At 51.4% G+C, this 17,518-nt stretch carries 16 protein-coding genes; 7 read left to right on the top strand and 9 right to left on the bottom strand.

Annotated elements, in window-relative coordinates; translation table 11 throughout:
- Positions 1 to 48 precede the first annotated feature (48 nt).
- From tmcA to dapA, 5 genes are all read right to left on the bottom strand, one after another.
- Positions 49 to 2,064 (bottom strand): tRNA cytosine(34) acetyltransferase TmcA, encoded by a 2,016-nt coding sequence (gene tmcA / locus A9180_RS03725; RefSeq protein ID WP_064526273.1) that lies wholly within the window; start codon positions 2,062 to 2,064, stop codon positions 49 to 51.
- Positions 2,065 to 2,078: 14 nt separating this feature from the next.
- Complete coding sequence (locus A9180_RS03720) at positions 2,079 to 2,942, bottom strand: neutral zinc metallopeptidase (RefSeq protein WP_064526270.1); 864 nt, start codon at positions 2,940 to 2,942, stop codon at positions 2,079 to 2,081.
- Positions 2,943 to 3,109: 167 nt separating this feature from the next.
- Positions 3,110 to 3,823 (bottom strand): phosphoribosylaminoimidazolesuccinocarboxamide synthase, encoded by a 714-nt coding sequence (gene purC, locus A9180_RS03715; protein WP_001295467.1) that lies wholly within the window; start codon positions 3,821 to 3,823, stop codon positions 3,110 to 3,112.
- Between the two features lie 212 nt (positions 3,824 to 4,035).
- Positions 4,036 to 5,070: an outer membrane protein assembly factor BamC gene (gene bamC, locus A9180_RS03705; protein ID WP_064526268.1), complete on the bottom strand. Its 1,035-nt coding sequence runs from the start codon at positions 5,068 to 5,070 to the stop codon at positions 4,036 to 4,038.
- A 16-nt stretch (positions 5,071 to 5,086) separates the two neighbouring features.
- Positions 5,087 to 5,965: a 4-hydroxy-tetrahydrodipicolinate synthase gene (dapA, locus tag A9180_RS03700; RefSeq protein WP_064526267.1), complete on the bottom strand. Its 879-nt coding sequence runs from the start codon at positions 5,963 to 5,965 to the stop codon at positions 5,087 to 5,089.
- A 146-nt stretch (positions 5,966 to 6,111) separates the two neighbouring features.
- On the opposite strand from dapA, the gene A9180_RS03695 reads away from it, so the two are divergent.
- Together A9180_RS03695 and bcp are read left to right on the top strand one after the other, a co-directional pair.
- Entirely contained in the window at positions 6,112 to 6,684 is a 573-nt protein-coding gene (locus A9180_RS03695) for a glycine cleavage system transcriptional repressor (RefSeq protein ID WP_000176182.1), read from the top strand.
- Positions 6,684 to 7,154, top strand: coding sequence for a thioredoxin-dependent thiol peroxidase (bcp, locus tag A9180_RS03690; RefSeq protein WP_064526265.1), 471 nt, complete (start codon positions 6,684 to 6,686; stop codon positions 7,152 to 7,154). Before A9180_RS03695 ends, bcp begins: the two co-directional genes overlap by 1 nt.
- A 75-nt stretch (positions 7,155 to 7,229) precedes the next feature.
- Here the strand turns inward: bcp and A9180_RS03685 are convergent, their stop codons facing one another.
- Positions 7,230 to 8,291, bottom strand: a complete 1,062-nt coding sequence (locus tag A9180_RS03685; RefSeq protein WP_064526262.1) for an AI-2E family transporter — start codon at positions 8,289 to 8,291, stop codon at positions 7,230 to 7,232.
- A 212-nt stretch (positions 8,292 to 8,503) separates the two neighbouring features.
- On the opposite strand from A9180_RS03685, the gene bepA reads away from it, so the two are divergent.
- Complete coding sequence (gene bepA, locus A9180_RS03680; protein WP_064526260.1) at positions 8,504 to 9,967, top strand: beta-barrel assembly-enhancing protease; 1,464 nt, start codon at positions 8,504 to 8,506, stop codon at positions 9,965 to 9,967.
- Positions 9,968 to 9,987: 20 nt separating this feature from the next.
- Positions 9,988 to 10,347: an arsenate reductase (glutaredoxin) gene (gene arsC / locus A9180_RS03675; RefSeq protein WP_064526258.1), complete on the top strand. Its 360-nt coding sequence runs from the start codon at positions 9,988 to 9,990 to the stop codon at positions 10,345 to 10,347.
- A 127-nt stretch (positions 10,348 to 10,474) separates the two neighbouring features.
- Here arsC and A9180_RS03670 read toward each other — a convergent pair whose 3' ends face one another.
- The 3 genes from A9180_RS03670 to upp form a co-directional block, all read right to left on the bottom strand.
- The gene (locus A9180_RS03670; RefSeq protein ID WP_074399451.1) at positions 10,475 to 11,176 is read right to left on the bottom strand and encodes a DnaA inactivator Hda; all 702 of its coding nucleotides are present in this window, start codon (positions 11,174 to 11,176) and stop codon (positions 10,475 to 10,477) included.
- Between the two features lie 95 nt (positions 11,177 to 11,271).
- Positions 11,272 to 12,561, bottom strand: coding sequence for a uracil permease (uraA, locus tag A9180_RS03665; protein ID WP_054494643.1), 1,290 nt, complete (start codon positions 12,559 to 12,561; stop codon positions 11,272 to 11,274).
- 88 nt (positions 12,562 to 12,649) lie between these two features.
- The gene (gene upp / locus A9180_RS03660) at positions 12,650 to 13,276 is read right to left on the bottom strand and encodes a uracil phosphoribosyltransferase (protein ID WP_001295473.1); all 627 of its coding nucleotides are present in this window, start codon (positions 13,274 to 13,276) and stop codon (positions 12,650 to 12,652) included.
- Between the two features lie 323 nt (positions 13,277 to 13,599).
- On the opposite strand from upp, the gene purM reads away from it, so the two are divergent.
- From purM to ppk1, 3 genes are all read left to right on the top strand, one after another.
- On the top strand, positions 13,600 to 14,637 hold the full coding sequence (gene purM, locus A9180_RS03655) for a phosphoribosylformylglycinamidine cyclo-ligase (protein ID WP_064526256.1): 1,038 nt from the start codon (positions 13,600 to 13,602) through the stop codon (positions 14,635 to 14,637).
- Positions 14,637 to 15,278, top strand: coding sequence for a phosphoribosylglycinamide formyltransferase (gene purN, locus A9180_RS03650; protein WP_064526254.1), 642 nt, complete (start codon positions 14,637 to 14,639; stop codon positions 15,276 to 15,278). The genes purM and purN overlap by 1 nt, the downstream gene beginning before the upstream one ends.
- 171 nt (positions 15,279 to 15,449) lie before the next feature.
- A complete protein-coding gene (gene ppk1, locus A9180_RS03645) occupies positions 15,450 to 17,516 on the top strand; it encodes a polyphosphate kinase 1 (RefSeq protein WP_064526252.1) in 2,067 nt (688 codons plus the stop codon).
- The last annotated feature ends 2 nt before the right edge of the window (positions 17,517 to 17,518 follow it).

The raw sequence follows: 17,518 nt of genomic DNA, 5'->3' as shown, positions 1-17,518 counted from the left end.
AATTTTACGCCGCTGACTCACAATGACCATGGGATAAAATTGAAGGAGTCAGTGAAAAAATTGCCATTGCGTTATGCGATCGCGCAGGCGTTCAGTGCGGGCATCATCAAGTGCAAATAGCGCCTGTGCCGCCTCTTCACGCTGATGGGCCAACAACGCCTTACGCCCCGAAAGTTTAAGTGTGGTACATAACTGCGCGCCGCTGACGTTTTTCTGCAAACGCCCACGAAGCGCTGGTAATGTCAGTTCGCTGATTTTCAGTAGACGCATTAAACAGCCTAACGACGTTAAAAGCGGACGATGAGCGAAAGCAAAACCAGCTAGTTCCAGCCAGTCGCCGTCAGTAATCACGATATCGTTAAGCGGATCGACTGGAATAGTTTCGCCATTCCACTGCGAGAGAATTTGCGCATCGCGGCGTAAACGAAAATGCTCACGTTCTGCCAGTTGTTTACCCGCTTCGCTAATCGGTAACAACGCCATCGCCGTATAACAGCCGCTGCTGGCTTCGCGATGATTGCCCATCCGCACCAACACAAAACCGCATCGTTGCCAGAAACGCCATAATTCCTCGGTGTAGCCAAAGCTTACCGAAAGGTAGTCGAGGCCATGCGTATATTGCAAAGCGCTGGCAATAAGCTGTTGCCCAACACCTTCGCGCTGACGTGCCGGGTGGACGGCAATCCGGCTGACACGTCTACCGCACAACGTCGCCGCCAGTGGATTGCTGCCGTGTGCCGCCAGCGACTGAGCCACCAGATTGCCCCGTGGACGACGATAACCCGCCCATACCGCCTGACTGAGTTCTTCCGATAATCCGCCCTCATCCACCAGCCACAGCGCCCCGGCAATCTCGTTTTCGCAAGCCGCCTGTAAAAAATGTTGCCCAGGTGCATCCATCATCCGGCGTAAATCCAGGGGGGATGTCCGGTAATGCGCACCAGACAATAGCTGATACACCTTTAACGGTGTATCCGGATGGCTTTGCCATAGCGTCTGTTCAAAAGCGGAAATGACGATGTCACCTTCTGGTTCGTGAGTGAAGTTTTCGTCGTCAAAAACCAGTGCCTCACCGACTATTTTTTCCAGTGGACAGCCCTGCGCCCAGCGGATCGGCTGTTGCAATTCAAAGCGCTGAAGGCGCGGAAAGCGAGCGCAAAACTTCAGCAAAAATCCTCGTCCGGTACCTTCATAACCCTGTACCGTGGTAGTTAACAAGGTGCGTGAGAAACGCGATACCAGCTGATGCAACAGTGGCGCAGGAATGGCTGCAGCTTCGTCAACCACCAGCCAGTCAGCTTTTTCATCACTGGCTAATAAGGCATCTGGCGCCACAAAGCGATACTTCTCGCCCGCAAACTGCGCCAGCACATCCGTTGCAGCCTTCGCAGGTGCTGTAACAATCGCACTGCCAGAGATACGGGAAATGAGCTGCCCCGCCAACGCCGACTTACCGCGCCCGCGCGCAGCGGTTACCACTGCCACGCCCGGCGGTATGGTCAGCAGTTGCTGTAATATGTGCTGTTGTTCTGGTTGTGGTGCGCCGGTAGCAGGTTGCCAGTCAGTACGGGGAGCAAAATGCACCAACGTGAACGGCTGATTTTGCCGCCAGAGGATAGCGTTGTTATCCGCCGCAAGTACGCGTTTGAGATGTTGGACAAAATGCGGAGCCGCAACAGGACCAGGGCAATCACTCCAGCGCAGCGAATCGACATCAGGATGGTTTTCCCATTCTTCCCACACGGGGAGCAACAACACCAGCCAGCTTCCCGCTTTCAGCGTTCCGCTAAGGGCCGCAAAAGCGGCGGCATCAAAGCCCTGGCGGGCATCGAATACCGCATGCTGAAACTCGCGCCCAAGTAAAGTTTGCAGCGCAGATGGCGTACAGTGGTTTTCAGAAGCTGGCTGTGGCGAAACCCACAGCCAGTCGCCCGGTAATGCTTCACGCAACTTAAGCGCATGCTCACCGCACCAACTTCCTTCGCCGCTCAACACCAACAAGCGGCGAATCCCTTCGCGTTTCATTTGCGCTGTTAATGTATGAAGCGCAGTCAGTTCAGCCATCCCTGCCCCGGAAGTTAAATGCTTTTACCGAAAGTATTGCATTGTGCCGGATCGCCGCTGTCGAAGCCACGTTTAAACCAGCTGTAGCGTTGCTGAGATGTGCCATGAGTAAAGCTATCTGGCACAACCTGCCCCTGACTTTGCTGTTGTAAACGGTCATCGCCGATGGCCTGCGCCGCGTTCAGCGCCTCTTCCAGATCGCCGGTTTCCAGAACACCTTGCTGCTGCATGCTATGCCCCCAGACACCGGCAAAGCAGTCGGCCTGGAGTTCCATACGCACAGATAAGCGGTTGGCTTCCGCTTGCGTCGCGTTTTGTTGCAGCTGACGGACTTTCGGCTCGATGCCTAACAGTTTCTGCACGTGATGACCGACTTCATGGGCGATAACGTACCCTTGAGCAAAATCACCATCCGCGCCCAGTTTGTCTTTCATGTCATCATAGAAGGAGAGATCGATATAGACTGTGCCATCCGCCGGGCAATAAAACGGTCCCATAATGGATTGCCCCGCCCCGCAACCGGTGCGAGTCATTCCACGGTACATTACCAGCTTCGGTTGCTGATAGGCCTTACCCATCTTCTCGAATTGCTGTCCCCAGGTATCTTCCGTGGTTGCCAGAATCACCGAGGTGAATTTTGCCGCTTCGTCTTCATTTGGGCTAATTGAACGCGTTGATTGCTGTTGTGAAACTGGCTGTCCGGTCATCAATCCAGTTAAATCAACACCATAGTAGCCAGCAACCAAAACAACCACCAATAAAATTAACCCACCTTTACCGGTTGGTAGGCGAAAACCGGGACCACCCATTGACGGACCACCGGAGCTGTTTCGCCTGTCTTCAACATTGTCACTTTCACGACGCCCTTGCCAGCGCATAGATACCTCAACAATATATTCATTATAGGAATGATCGTAGGTCGTTCAGAGGAAGATTACCACAGGAAAGCGGGAGGAAATGATGGAGGAATGAGCGTTCAATTCACGTCTTACAAGAGCGGTCATCTTGCCGTGCCAGCAGCACGGCAAGATGATGAACAGAAAAATCAGTCCAGCTGTACACCCAGGCGGCGGGCGACGGCTTCATAGGCTTCGATCAGGCCACCGAGGCTCTGGCGGAAACGGTCTTTGTCCATTTTCTCCAGCGTTTCTTTGTCCCACAGGCGGCTACCGTCCGGGGAGAACTCATCGCCCAGCACCACTTCGCCTTTGTACAGGCCAAATTCCAGCTTGAAGTCGACCAGAATCAGACCTGCATCGTCGAACAGTTTTTTCAGTACGTCGTTCGCTTTGTAGGTCAGCTCTTTCATACGCGCCAGATTCTCTTTGCTTACCCAGCCAAAGGTTTCGCAGTAAGATTCGTTGACCATTGGGTCGTGCATAGCGTCGTTTTTCAGGAACAGATCGAACAGCGGTGGGTTCAGCTCAATACCTTCTTCGATTCCAAGACGTTTCACCAGAGAGCCAGCAGCACGGTTACGCACGACACACTCAACCGGCACCATATCCAGTTTTTTCACCAGACATTCGGTATCAGAGAGCAGACGCTCCATTTGAGTCGGGATACCCGCTTCAGCCAGTTTGCTCATAATGAAGTAGTTGAACTTGTTGTTCACCATACCTTTGCGATCAAACTGCTCAATGCGCGCGCCATCCCCTGCTGACGTATCATTGCGGAATTCGAGCACCAACAGGTCCGGGTTTTCCGTGCTGTATACGGTTTTCGCTTTACCACGATACAACTCAGCTTGCTTTTGCATCTTTATCACTCCTGGGTGTGAATTAACGTTTTAAAATCTTTTGCTGTCTGGTGTGCCGGATGTTTTGTCGGTTGCGCCGTAAACGCCTTACCCGACCTACGTCCGACAAACAAATTTCGTGCGAATTACCGCTAAAATCGCGTTTTTCTGCCGACGCACACGTTTGCGTATCATATCAGAAAAAAGGGCCGGAAGACTCCAGCCCTGTATTTTTACTTGCTAAACGCAGCCTGGAAGACAGATACCAGTGCGTCGTTTTGGCTTTGTGTCAGCGTATGACCTTTCGGATCGATGAACTGTAGGCTGCTGCGGTTATCTAAATCACCGACCTGCAGTTTGTAGTCGCCCGATGCCAGGCCTGGATCGCTCGCGCCCAGTTCCTGCCAGTCGCTGTCAGACAGTGGCTTGTAAGTTACGGCCATGCTGCCTTGTGAACGAGTGCTGTCGGTCACTTTCATGCCCACTTTTTCCAACGCAGCAGGCAGACGTTGCCATACTACGTTGAACGGACCACGCACGACCAACATCGGTAAACCAGTGTCGTCAGCGGCGCTTTGTACATCCATTGTTGTGGAAGCACGATTTTGCGCTGCATTAGCCGCATCAGTGACGGATTTATCCAGGCCAGCGGAAATGACGTTCATCATCTCAGCGCTGTAACGCTGCATAGACGCCGCATCTGCAACCGGCTTGCCAGCCTGTTCCAGGTTCAGCAATTTCACCGTTACCGCCTGCTGATAACCCTGCGGTTTAACAGAGATTTGATAACGACCACGATACTGCTCGTCTTCGTCCAGACGGTTCCATTGTACCCAATCGGTGGTCAGCGTCTGACCGGCATCATCGCGTTGGGTAATGGTATAGTTTTTCGCCTGCAGCACGCTAACCACCTGCGGCCACAGAGTATTGCCACGACCATTTTCCACCAGCAGTGAAGCGGTATCGCCCGTGAACTGGGTACGCGCGCCAGAAACCAGTGCCAGCGGCTGGGCTGGTGGACGAATGTCCAGCGCCTTACCGACAGCACCACTACCGTTGGTCACCGGGATTGCATAATCACCAGAGGTCACCGGCAAAATCATTCCTGCCGGGGCATGAAGCTCCGCAAGCGGTGCCGCTTCCAGATAGGCTTCATCACCACTCACCTGACGCTTATAGCGTGAGTCAGAACTACAGGCTGCGAGTAATAAAACAAGCGATACACCCGCAACCTTTGCCAGGCGCGACTTTTGAACAGAGTAAGCCATCAAATCTCCCTAAACTTTACAGCAAACCGGCATGCTTAAGCGCCGCTCTGACCGTCTCACGACCACTGTCGGTGATTGGCGTCATTGGCAGGCGCAGCGTATCGGTCGCCACAAGACCCAGTTCCTTACATGCCCATTTCACCGGGATTGGATTGGGTTCGACAAATAGTTTGTTGTGTAATGGCATCAGACGCTGATTAATAACGCGTGCCTCGGCAAAATGCCCTTCTGCCGCCAGTTTGCACATCTGGGCCATATCACGCGCTGCGACGTTAGCCGTAACGGAAATAACGCCATGACCACCTAACTGCATGAAGTCCAACGTGCTCGCATCATCGCCGCTCAGCAGAACAAAATCGTCTGAAACCAGCTCTTTGATCTGATTAACACGCGTTAAGTTCCCTGTTGCCTCTTTGATTCCGATAATATTTTTTACTTTCGCCAGACGGCCCACCGTTTCTGGTAGCAGATCGCAGCCAGTACGGGACGGCACATTATACAGGATTTGCGGCAGGTCAGTATGTTCAGCGATGGCTTTGAAATGCTGATACAGACCTTCCTGCGACGGGCGGTTGTAATAAGGGGTCACCGTCAGGCAGCCAACAATGCCACTGTCATTGAAACGCTGTGTCAAGCTAATGGCTTCCGCAGTAGCGTTAGCACCAGTTCCGGCAATTACCGGAATACGCCCGTCAGCGAGCTCCAGCGTCATCATTACCACATCAACATGTTCGTCATGATTCAGGGTAGCGGACTCACCAGTGGTGCCTACAGAAACAATCGCCGAAGTACCGCTGGCGACATGATAATCAATCAGTTTTTTTAAGCTAGCCCGACAGACATTACCTTTTTCATCCATCGGAGTAACAATCGCGACAATACTTCCCGTGAACATGGGCCATCCTCTGTGCAAACAAGTGCCTCAATGGTACGTTTGGTATGGCATTAAAAGCAAGCAGACAGAACCGTTCTGATTGTTGTATGCATGTTTTTTTTATGCTTTCCTTAAGAGCTACTCTCCCCCTTGAAGGAATAACCGGTTTGACACTGTCATCGCAACATTATTTGGTGATCACTGCGCTGGGTGCCGATCGCCCAGGAATTGTGAACACTATCACCCGTCATGTCAGTAGTTGCGGCTGTAATATAGAAGACAGTCGCCTGGCGATGCTGGGAGAAGAGTTCACCTTTATCATGCTGCTTTCCGGTTCATGGAACGCCATCACCTTGATCGAATCAACGTTACCGTTGAAAGGTGCCGAACTGGATCTTTTAATCGTGATGAAGCGCACGACGGCTCGTCCGCGTCCGCCGATGCCCGCATCTGTCTGGGTTCAGATCGATGTGGCAGATTCACCGCATTTAATTGAGCGCTTCACAGCACTTTTCGACGCGCACCATATGAACATTGCGGAGCTGGTGTCTCGCACGCAACCTGCTGAAAATGAACGAGCTGCACAACTGCATATTCAGATAACCGCCCACAGCCCGGCGTCTGCGGATTCAGCAAATATTGAACAAGCCTTCAAAGCACTATGTACAGAACTCAATGCGCAAGGCAGTATTAGCGTCGTCAATTATTCCCAACATGATGAACAGGATGGAGTTAAGTAATGAATCCACTGAAAGCCGGTGACATCGCACCGAAATTTAGCTTGCCGGATCAAGACGGAGAACAAGTTAATTTGACCGACTTCCAGGGACAGCGTGTTCTGGTTTATTTCTACCCGAAAGCCATGACCCCCGGCTGTACCGTACAGGCCTGCGGCTTACGCGATAACATGGAAGAGTTAAAAAAAGTGGGCGTTGATGTGCTGGGTATCAGTACCGATAAACCCGAAAAACTCTCCCGTTTCGCAGATAAAGAACTGCTTAACTTTACGCTTCTGTCCGATGAGGACCACCAGGTATGCGAACAATTCGGCGTCTGGGGCAAGAAGTCTTTCATGGGTAAAACCTACGATGGTATTCACCGCATCAGCTTCCTGATCGATGCCAACGGCAAAATCGAACACGTATTTGACGATTTCAAAACCAGCAATCACCACGACGTAGTGCTTAACTGGCTAAAAGAACACGCCTGATTACTTTGCTCCATTCCGTGCTGGCTGCGCTTGCGGCCAGCACACTTCATATCCGGTGATATATTGGAATGAAGATTACTCTTGCGCGATTTGACCATCCGGCCAGGCATGGATTACCGCTTTGATTAGCGTCGCCAGTGGAATAGCGAAGAATACGCCCCAGAATCCCCACAGCCCGCCGAAAATCACCACCGATAAAATAATCACCAGCGGATGCAGGTTAACTGCTTCAGAGAACAACACCGGTACGAGTAAGTTACCGTCCAACGCCTGGATAATCAGATACACCGCGAAGCAACTCCAGAACTCAGTGCCGGCGCCAAACTGGAATAGCGCCACGCCAACCACCGGAATGGTCACCACAAATGCGCCAATGTACGGAATAAGCACCGAGAAACCGACCAGCACCGCCAGCAGCAGCGAATAGTTCAGCCCAAAGAGTAAGAATCCCAGCCAGGTGGCGATCCCCACCACGATCATCTCCAGTACCTTGCCACGGATGTAGTTGGTGATTTGCTGGTTCATCTCCTTCCACACCTGCCCTGCCAGCCCACGGTTGCGCGGCAGCACCCGACGAACGGCATTCAGCATTTGCTCTTTGTCTTTCAGCAGGAAGAAGACCATCAATGGCACCAGCACCAGATAGACGGCAATGGTCAGCAAACCAACCAGCGAGGCGAGAGAAATTTTTACCACTGAATCGCCCATGGTAAGCATCCGGCTACGCATATTGTCAGCCATCGCATCAATAATGCCCGCGTCCATCAACGCCGGATAACGGCGCGGCAACGTGGCAGCAAAATCTGAAAGCTTATTGAGCATGCCCGGCATATCGCGGATTAAATAAATGCCCTGTTGCCAGGCGATAGGCAGTACCACGAACGCCATCAGCAGCAAAATACCGACAAAAACCACCAATACAATCGACGTTGCCCAACGGCGGGAACAGCCAATAGATTGCAGGCGCACAGTGGGCCATTCCAGCAAATAGGCCAGCACAATAGCCACCAGCAACGGCGCGAGCAGGCCACTAAAGAAAAAGATAATGCCAAAACCGGCAACTAAAATAACCAGCAAGGCAATCGCTTCCGGGTCGCTAAAACGGCGGCGATACCATTGCATCAACATTTCGAGCATAAAGACCTTCCCTGAACCTCAAGAGGGGGATTGCGATCCGCAATTGTATCGAAATGTCACAAAAAAGACTTCGCTTTTTATGACGGATTCAGGAAACTGAAAAGTCATTTGAGTGGGCTAATCTTCACCGTTACACTCAAAGGCGGCGCGGTGGGAACGATATTTCACAGTATCGGTCAAATGACTATCTCCAAAAATACAGGACAGAGGTTATGTTCAGGCAGTTGAAAAAAAACCTTGTTGCTACCCTCATTGCTGCTGTGACCCTCGGTCAGGTGGCCCCGGCGTTTGCCGATAGCGCAGACACCTTGCCGGATATGGGAACCTCCGCAGGAAGCACGCTTTCCATTGGTCAGGAAATGCAAATGGGCGACTATTACGTTCGCCAATTACGCGGCAGCGCGCCGTTAATTAATGATCCGCTATTAACGCAATACATTAACTCGCTGGGGATGCGTCTGGTTTCGCATGCCAATTCAGTAAAGACGCCGTTCCATTTCTTTCTGATCAATAACGACGAAATTAACGCCTTTGCTTTCTTTGGCGGCAACGTGGTACTGCACTCTGCCCTGTTCCGTTATTCCGATAACGAAAGCCAACTGGCTTCGGTTATGGCGCATGAAATCTCCCACGTCACCCAGCGTCACCTGGCGCGAGCGATGGAAGATCAGCAACGTAGCGCACCACTCACCTGGGTCGGGGCGTTAGGTTCTATTTTACTGGCAATGGCCAGCCCGCAGGCGGGAATGGCGGCGCTGACCGGTACGCTTGCGGGAACGCGCCAGGGGATGATCAGCTTCACCCAGCAAAACGAACAGGAAGCAGACCGCATTGGGATTCAGGTGCTGCAACGCTCGGGGTTCGATCCGCAGGCGATGCCGACCTTCCTCGAAAAATTGCTCGATCAGGCGCGCTACTCTTCGCGTCCGCCGGAAATTTTGCTGACTCACCCGTTGCCGGAAAGCCGTCTGGCTGATGCTCGTAACCGTGCTAATCAGATGCGCCCGCTGGTGGTGCAATCGTCAGAAGACTTCTATCTGGCGAAAGCGCGTACTCTGGGGATGTACAATTCCGGACGTAACCAGCTCACCAGTGATTTGCTGGATGAATGGGCGAAAGGTAACGTTCGTCAGCAACGGGCGGCACAGTATGGCCGTGCTTTACAGGCGATGGGAGCCAATAAATTCGATGAAGCACGGAAGACGCTACAGCCATTACTGGCGGCAGAACCGACTAATGCATGGTTTCTCGATCTGGCAACCGATATTGACCTTGGGCAACACAAAGCCAATGACGCTATCAATCGGCTGAAAAATGCCCGCGATTTGCGCACCAATCCGGTGTTGCAACTCAACCTGGCAAACGCTTATCTGCAAGGCGGTCAACCGCAGGAAGCGGCCAATATTCTGAATCGCTACACTTTTAATAATAAAGATGACAGCAATGGCTGGGATTTGCTGGCACAGGCAGAAGCCGCGCTAAATAACCGCGATCAGGAACTGGCTGCGCGAGCAGAAGGTTATGCGCTGGCCGGGCGACTCGACCAAGCCATTTCTCTGTTAAGTAGCGCAAGTTCGCAGGTGAAATTAGGCAGCCTGCAACAAGCGCGTTACGATGCACGTATCGACCAGTTGCGCCAGTTGCAGGAACGCTTTAAGCCTTATACGAAAATGTAATTCGCATTAAAGGAAGAACAATGACCAAACAGGTAAAAATCTACCACAACCCACGCTGTTCAAAGAGCCGTGAAACGCTGAACCTGCTGAAAGAAAATGGTGTGGAGCCGGAAGTGGTGCTCTATCTTGAGACACCCGCCGATGCAGCAACGCTACGTAATTTGCTGAAAATGTTGGGTATGAATAGCGCCCGTGAACTGATGCGCCAGAAAGAGGAGCTTTATAAAGAACTGAACCTGGCTGACAGTTCACTTAGCGAAGAAGTGCTGATTCAGGCAATGGTGGATAATCCGAAGCTGATGGAGCGCCCGATTGTGGTCGCGAATGGCAAAGCGCGGATTGGTCGTCCACCGGAGCAGGTGCTGGAAATCGTGGGTTAAGATGCGCCTCATCGCTAGTTAAGGCACATTGCCGGATGCGACGCTTGCCGCGTCTTATCCGGCCTACGAATACAATGGACTCACTTCGCGCAGGTCTTCGTACCACATCCGACAATAAAAACCTTGTCTACAGCTTCAGAATTTCTTTCACAAACGGAATGGTCAACTTACGTTGTGCGGTAATTGATGCGCGATCCAGCTGATCCAACGTCATAAATAGCGTGCGCATCTCTCTGTCGAGCCGCTTCAGCAAGAAACGTCCCACATCTTCCGGCAGTTCAAAACCACGCAAACGGGCGCGTAACTGTAAAGCCTGCAATTTGTCTTCATCTGAAAGTGGCTGCAGCTTGTAGATCTGCCCCCAGTCGAGACGTGACGCGAGATCCGGTAACCCCAGATTCAACTGACGTGGTGGACGATCGCCAGTGATCAGCAACCGTGTTTTGCCCGACTCCAGAATCCGATTGTAGAGATCGAAAATCGCCATCTCCCACAACTCATCGCCAGCAATACACTCAATATTGTCGATGCAAACGAGCGACAGTTGTTCCATACCATCGAGCACTTCCGGAACAAACCAGGTGCGTTTATCCAGCGGGACATACCCTACCGCATCGCCACGCTGCGACAATTCCGCGCAAGCCGCGTGCAGCAGATGGCTGCGCCCCGCGCCTTCGCGTGCCCAGAGATAGATGTAACCGCTATGTTCCTGACGCAGCACGTTTTTCATCGCGGCCAGTAAAGAGGAGTTATCCCCCGGCCAGAAACTTGCAAAGGTTTCGTCGTCAGGAAGATAAAGTGGCAAAGAGAGCTGTGCCGGTGTGTTCAGAGATACCTCAACCAGGGATTTCACAAAATCGCGAGAAGTTTACCACAGAATTCCATCATGTTTGAACCGGGCAGCATTACTGCCCGGCCGCTACATTATTTTTCTGTTATATCGGCGTCTTCTGCATCCAACACCACTTCTTCCGGGCGGAGCACACTAATCAATTTAAAGATCAGGCTTAAGCCAATGCCGACGATGGTCGCCAACGCCATACCTTTCAGCTCTGCCGCACCAATGTTTACCTTCGCGCCACTGACGCCGATGATCAGGATCACGGAGGTCAGGATCAGGTTCTGTGCTTTATTGTAATCCACTTTCGATTCAATAAGCACACGAATACCAGAAGCGCCGATGACACCGTAAAGCAGCAGCGAAACGCCGCCCATCACCGGCAGTGGGATCATCTGGATAGCAGCAGCCAGTTTACCAACACAGGAGAGCAGGATGGCGAAGATCGCCGCACCACCGATTACCCAGGTACTGTAAACGCGGGTGATCGCCATAACGCCGATGTTTTCCCCGTAGGTGGTGTTTGGCGTGGAACCAAAGAACCCGGAGATAACGGTCGACAGACCATTAGCGAACATGGAACGGTGCAGGCCCGGATCGCGCAACAGATCTTTTTTCACGATGTTAGCCGTTACCACCAGATGCCCTACGTGTTCAGCAATAACCACCAGCGCCGCAGGCAGAATGGTCAAAATGGCAAACCACTCAAAGCGCGGCGTGTAAAGAGTCGGCAGAGCAAACCAGTGAGCGTTGATAATCGGCGTGGTATCGACAATTCCCATTGCGAAGGAGAGCGCGTACCCCACCAACACGCCAATCAAAATCGGGATAATTGCCAGGAAACCGCGGAACAGTACGGAACCTAAAACCGTAACCGCCAGGGTAGTAATGGAGATAATGATGGTTTTGGAATCTGGCGTTTGCCCTTCAGCCGGGAGTAAGCCCGCCATGCCAGCAGCCACGCCCGCCAGTTCCAGACCGATGACAGCAACGATTGCCCCCATTGCCGCTGGAGGAAAAAGCACATCCAGCCAGCCAGTTCCTGCTTTCTTCACAATAAAAGAAACCAGACAGAACAGCACGCCGCACATAATAAAGCCGCCCAGCGCAACTTCATAACCCAACGGCAACAGCAATAACACCGGGGAAATAAAGGCAAAGCTCGAACCAAGATAAGCAGGGATTTTCCCTTTACAGATGAAGAGATACAGCAGCGTTCCGATACCGTTAAATAACAGTACGGTTGCTGGGTTGATATGAAATAAGACGGGCACCAGGACGGTTGCACCAAACATGGCGAACAAATGTTGTAAACTAAGCGGGATTGTCTGTAAAAGTGGCGGTCTTTCACTCACCCCGATAGCACGGCGCGTCATAGTATTATCCTCTGTATATTATGTGTTATAGGCGCTTTACTCAAAAAAAAGCCGACTCTTAAAGTCGGCTTTAATTATTTTTTATTCGTTATTTCGTACCAAAGATTTTATCACCGGCATCGCCGAGGCCCGGGATAATGTATCCGTGCTCATTCAGCCCCTGGTCAATCGATGCGGTATACAGCTCGACGTCCGGGTGCGCTTTTTCCAGCGCAGCGATACCTTCTGGCGCAGCCACCAGCACCAGCACTTTAATGCTGCTGCAGCCCGCTTTTTTCAGCAGGTCGATGGTCGCGATAACGGAACCACCGGTTGCCAGCATTGGGTCGACGATCAGCGCCATACGCTCATCAATGTTAGAAACCAGTTTCTGGAAGTACGGTACTGGCTCCAGCGTTTCTTCATTACGGTACATACCGACCACGCTGATGCGCGCACTCGGAACGTTTTCCAGCACGCCGTCCATCATCCCCAGGCCCGCACGCAGGATCGGCACCACGGTAATTTTCTTACCTTTGATCTGGTCGATTTCTACCGGACCGTTCCAGCCTTCGATAGTAACTTTTTCAGTTTCGAGGTCGGCGGTCGCCTCATAAGTCAGCAGGCTACCCACTTCAGAAGCGAGTTCGCGAAAGCGCTTGGTGCTGATATCTTGCTCACGCATCAGTCCCAGCTTGTGTTTGACGAGTGGGTGTTTGACTTCCACGATCTTCATACTCTTTCTCCTTTGAGGGCAGCCACAAAAAAAATCGACGGATTATACCGCCTTTTTTTAAGGCGGCAATATTATTTTCGTTGACTTTAGACAAACTAACAACGGTTTGATAAAAAATCATTTCACATTCAAATAGTTATTTATTGTCATTATCTCACAATACATTCATTCATTACGTTTATTTATGCGCTACTTCGCTGTTTGGTAGGCGAAAAGAGGCTGAAAAAGGTTATGTAAAGCAGTCTCGCAAACGTTTGCTTTCCCTGTTAGAATTGCGCCGAATTTTATTTTTCTACCGCAAGTAACGCGTGGGGACCCAAGCAGTGACCGATAAAACCTCTCTTAGCTACAAAGATGCCGGTGTTGATATTGACGCAGGTAATGCTCTGGTTGGCAGAATCAAAGGCGTAGTGAAGAAAACGCGTCGCCCGGAAGTGATGGGCGGTCTGGGCGGCTTCGGTGCGCTGTGTGCGTTGCCGCAAAAATATCGCGAACCTGTGCTGGTTTCCGGCACTGACGGTGTAGGCACCAAGCTGCGTCTGGCCATGGATTTAAAACGCCACGATACCATTGGTATCGATCTGGTCGCCATGTGCGTTAATGACCTGGTGGTACAAGGCGCTGAACCACTGTTTTTCCTCGATTATTACGCAACCGGAAAACTGGATGTTGATACCGCTTCAGCGGTGATCAGTGGCATCGCCGAAGGCTGTCTGCAATCCGGCTGTTCGCTGGTGGGCGGCGAAACAGCGGAAATGCCGGGGATGTATCACGGCGAAGATTATGATGTTGCTGGTTTCTGTGTTGGGGTGGTAGAAAAATCAGAAATCATCGACGGTTCTAAAGTTAGCGACGGCGATGTGCTCATTGCACTCGGCTCCAGCGGCCCGCACTCTAACGGTTACTCGCTGGTACGCAAAATTCTCGAAGTCAGCGGTTGCGATCCGCAAACTACAGAGCTGGACGGCAAACCCCTGGCCGATCATCTGCTGGCACCAACCCGTATTTATGTGAAGTCCGTGCTGGAATTGATTGAAAAGGTTGATGTTCACGCCATTGCGCACCTGACCGGCGGCGGTTTCTGGGAAAACATTCCTCGCGTATTACCAGAAAACACTCAGGCAGTGATTGATGAATCCTCCTGGCAGTGGCCGGAAGTGTTCAACTGGCTGCAAACGGCAGGTAACGTCAGCCGCCATGAAATGTATCGTACCTTCAACTGCGGCGTCGGGATGGTTATCGCCCTGCCTGCTCCGGAAGTGGACAAAGCTCTCGCCCTGCTCAATGCCAACGGTGAAAACGCGTGGAAAATCGGTATCATCAAAGCTTCTGATTCCGAACAACGCGTGGTTATCGAATAATGAATATTGTGGTGCTTATTTCCGGCAACGGAAGTAATTTGCAGGCAATTATAGATGCCTGCAAAACCAACAAAATTAAAGGCACCCTACGGGCAGTTTTCAGCAATAAGGCCGACGCGTTCGGCCTTGAGCGCGCCCGCAAAGCAGGTATCGCAACGCATACGCTTATTGCCAGTCAATTTGACAGTCGGGAAGACTATGATCGGGAATTGATGCACGAAATCGACGTGTACGCACCCGATGTGGTCGTTCTGGCCGGTTTTATGCGCATTCTCAGCCCAGCGTTTGTTTCCCACTACGCCGGGCGTTTGCTGAACATTCACCCTTCCCTGCTGCCGAAATATCCCGGTTTGCATACCCATCGTCAGGCTCTGGAAAATGGCGATGAAGAACATGGTACATCGGTGCATTTCGTGACCGATGAGCTGGACGGCGGCCCGGTAATTTTGCAGGCTAAAATTCCGGTTTTTGCCGGTGATACAGAAGATGAAATCACCGCTCGCGTGCAAACCCAGGAGCATGCTATTTACCCGCTGGTCATTAGCTGGTTTGTTGATGGTCGTCTGAAGATGCATGAAAACGCCGCGTGGCTGGATGATCAACGTCTTCCACCGCAGGGCTATGCCGCCGACGACGAGTAATCTTCCGCATTTTAAAGCGCCAGCGCTACTGCTGGCGCTTCTCGTTTCTCCTGTAAATCGCAGGCTTCAGCAGTTTTTTTCCCCCTTTTCTGGCATAGTTGGACATCTGCCAACATTGCTCGCCATAATAGCCAGGCAGTGTCCCGTGAATAAAACGGAGTAAAAGTGGTAATGGGTCAGGAAAAGCTATACATCGAGAAAGAGCTCAGTTGGTTATCGTTCAATGAACGCGTGCTTCAGGAAGCGGCGGACAAATCTAACCCGCTGATTGAAAGGATGCGTTTTCTTGGGATCTATTCCAATAACCTTGATGAGTTCTATAAAGTTCGCTTCGCTGAACTGAAGCGACGTATCATTATTAGCGAAGAACAAGGTTCTAACTCTCACTCCCGCCATTTGCTGGGCAAAATTCAATCCCGCGTGCTAAAAGCCGATCAGGAATTTGACGGTCTTTACAACGAGCTGCTGCTGGAGATGGCGCGTAACCAGATTTTCCTGATTAATGAACGCCAGCTCTCCGTTAATCAACAAAACTGGCTGCGTCATTATTTTAAGCAGTATCTGCGTCAGCACATTACGCCGATTTTAATCAATCCTGACACTGACTTAGTGCAGTTTCTGAAAGACGATTATACCTATCTGGCGGTGGAGATTATTCGTGGCGATACCATCCGTTACGCGCTGCTGGAGATCCCGTCGGATAAAGTTCCGCGCTTTGTGAACTTGCCGCCGGAAGCACCGCGTCGACGCAAACCAATGATTTTGTTGGATAACATTCTGCGTTACTGCCTTGATGATATCTTCAAAGGCTTCTTTGATTACGACGCGCTAAATGCCTATTCGATGAAGATGACCCGCGACGCCGAATACGATTTAGTACACGAGATGGAAGCCAGCCTGATGGAGCTGATGTCCTCCAGTCTGAAGCAGCGTTTAACCGCAGAACCAGTACGTTTCGTTTATCAGCGTGATATGCCTAACGCGCTGGTTGAAGTGTTGCGTGAGAAACTGACTATTTCTCGTTACGACTCTATTGTCCCCGGCGGCCGTTACCACAATTTTAAAGACTTTATTAATTTCCCTAATGTCGGCAAAGCAAATCTGGTTAACAAACCACTGCCGCGTTTACGCCATATCTGGTTTGATAAAGCCCAGTTCCGCAACGGTTTTGATGCCATTCGCGAACGCGATGTTCTGCTCTATTATCCTTATCACACCTTTGAGCACGTACTGGAACTGCTGCGTCAGGCCTCATTCGACCCGAGTGTACTGGCGATAAAAATCAATATTTACCGTGTGGCAAAAGATTCACGCATCATCGACTCGATGATCCACGCAGCGCACAACGGCAAGAAAGTGACCGTGGTGGTTGAGCTACAGGCACGTTTTGACGAAGAAGCTAACATTCATTGGGCGAAGCGACTAACCGAAGCTGGCGTGCACGTTATCTTCTCTGCGCCGGGGCTGAAAATTCACGCCAAACTGTTCCTGATTTCACGTAAGGAAAACGGTGAAGTCGTGCGTTACGCGCATATCGGGACCGGGAACTTTAACGAAAAAACCGCGCGCCTTTATACCGACTATTCGCTGCTGACCGCCGATGCGCGCATCACCAACGAAGTGCGACGGGTGTTCAACTTTATTGAAAACCCATACCGTCCGGTGACATTTGATTATTTAATGGTGTCGCCGCAAAACTCCCGCCGTCTGTTGTATGAAATGGTGGATCGCGAAATTGCCAACGCACAACAAGGGCTGCCCAGCGGTATTACTCTGAAACTGAATAACCTGGTCGATAAAGGGCTGGTCGATCGTCTGTATGCGGCATCCAGTTCCGGCGTACCGGTGAATCTACTGGTACGCGGGATGTGTTCGCTGATCCCCAATCTGGAAGGCATTAGCGACAATATTCGTGCTATTAGCATTGTTGACCGTTACCTTGAACATGACCGGGTATATATTTTTGAAAACGGTGGCGATAAAAAGGTTTACCTTTCTTCCGCCGACTGGATGACACGCAACATTGATTATCGTATTGAAGTGGCTACGCCGCTGCTCGACCCGCGCCTGAAGCAGCGGGTGCTGGATATCGTAGAAATTTTGTTCAGCGATACGGTGAAAGCGCGTTATATCGATAAAGAACTCAGTAATCGCTACGTTCCCCGCGGTAATCGCCGGAAAGTTCGGGCGCAGTTGGCGATCTACGACTACATAAAATCACTCGAACAACCAGAATAACC

Source organism: Escherichia sp. B1147, assembly GCF_001660175.1.
Lineage (GTDB): Bacteria > Pseudomonadota > Gammaproteobacteria > Enterobacterales > Enterobacteriaceae > Escherichia > Escherichia whittamii.
The sequence above is the reverse complement of the archived record's forward strand: the minus strand, read 5'-3'. Positions and strand labels throughout refer to the sequence as shown.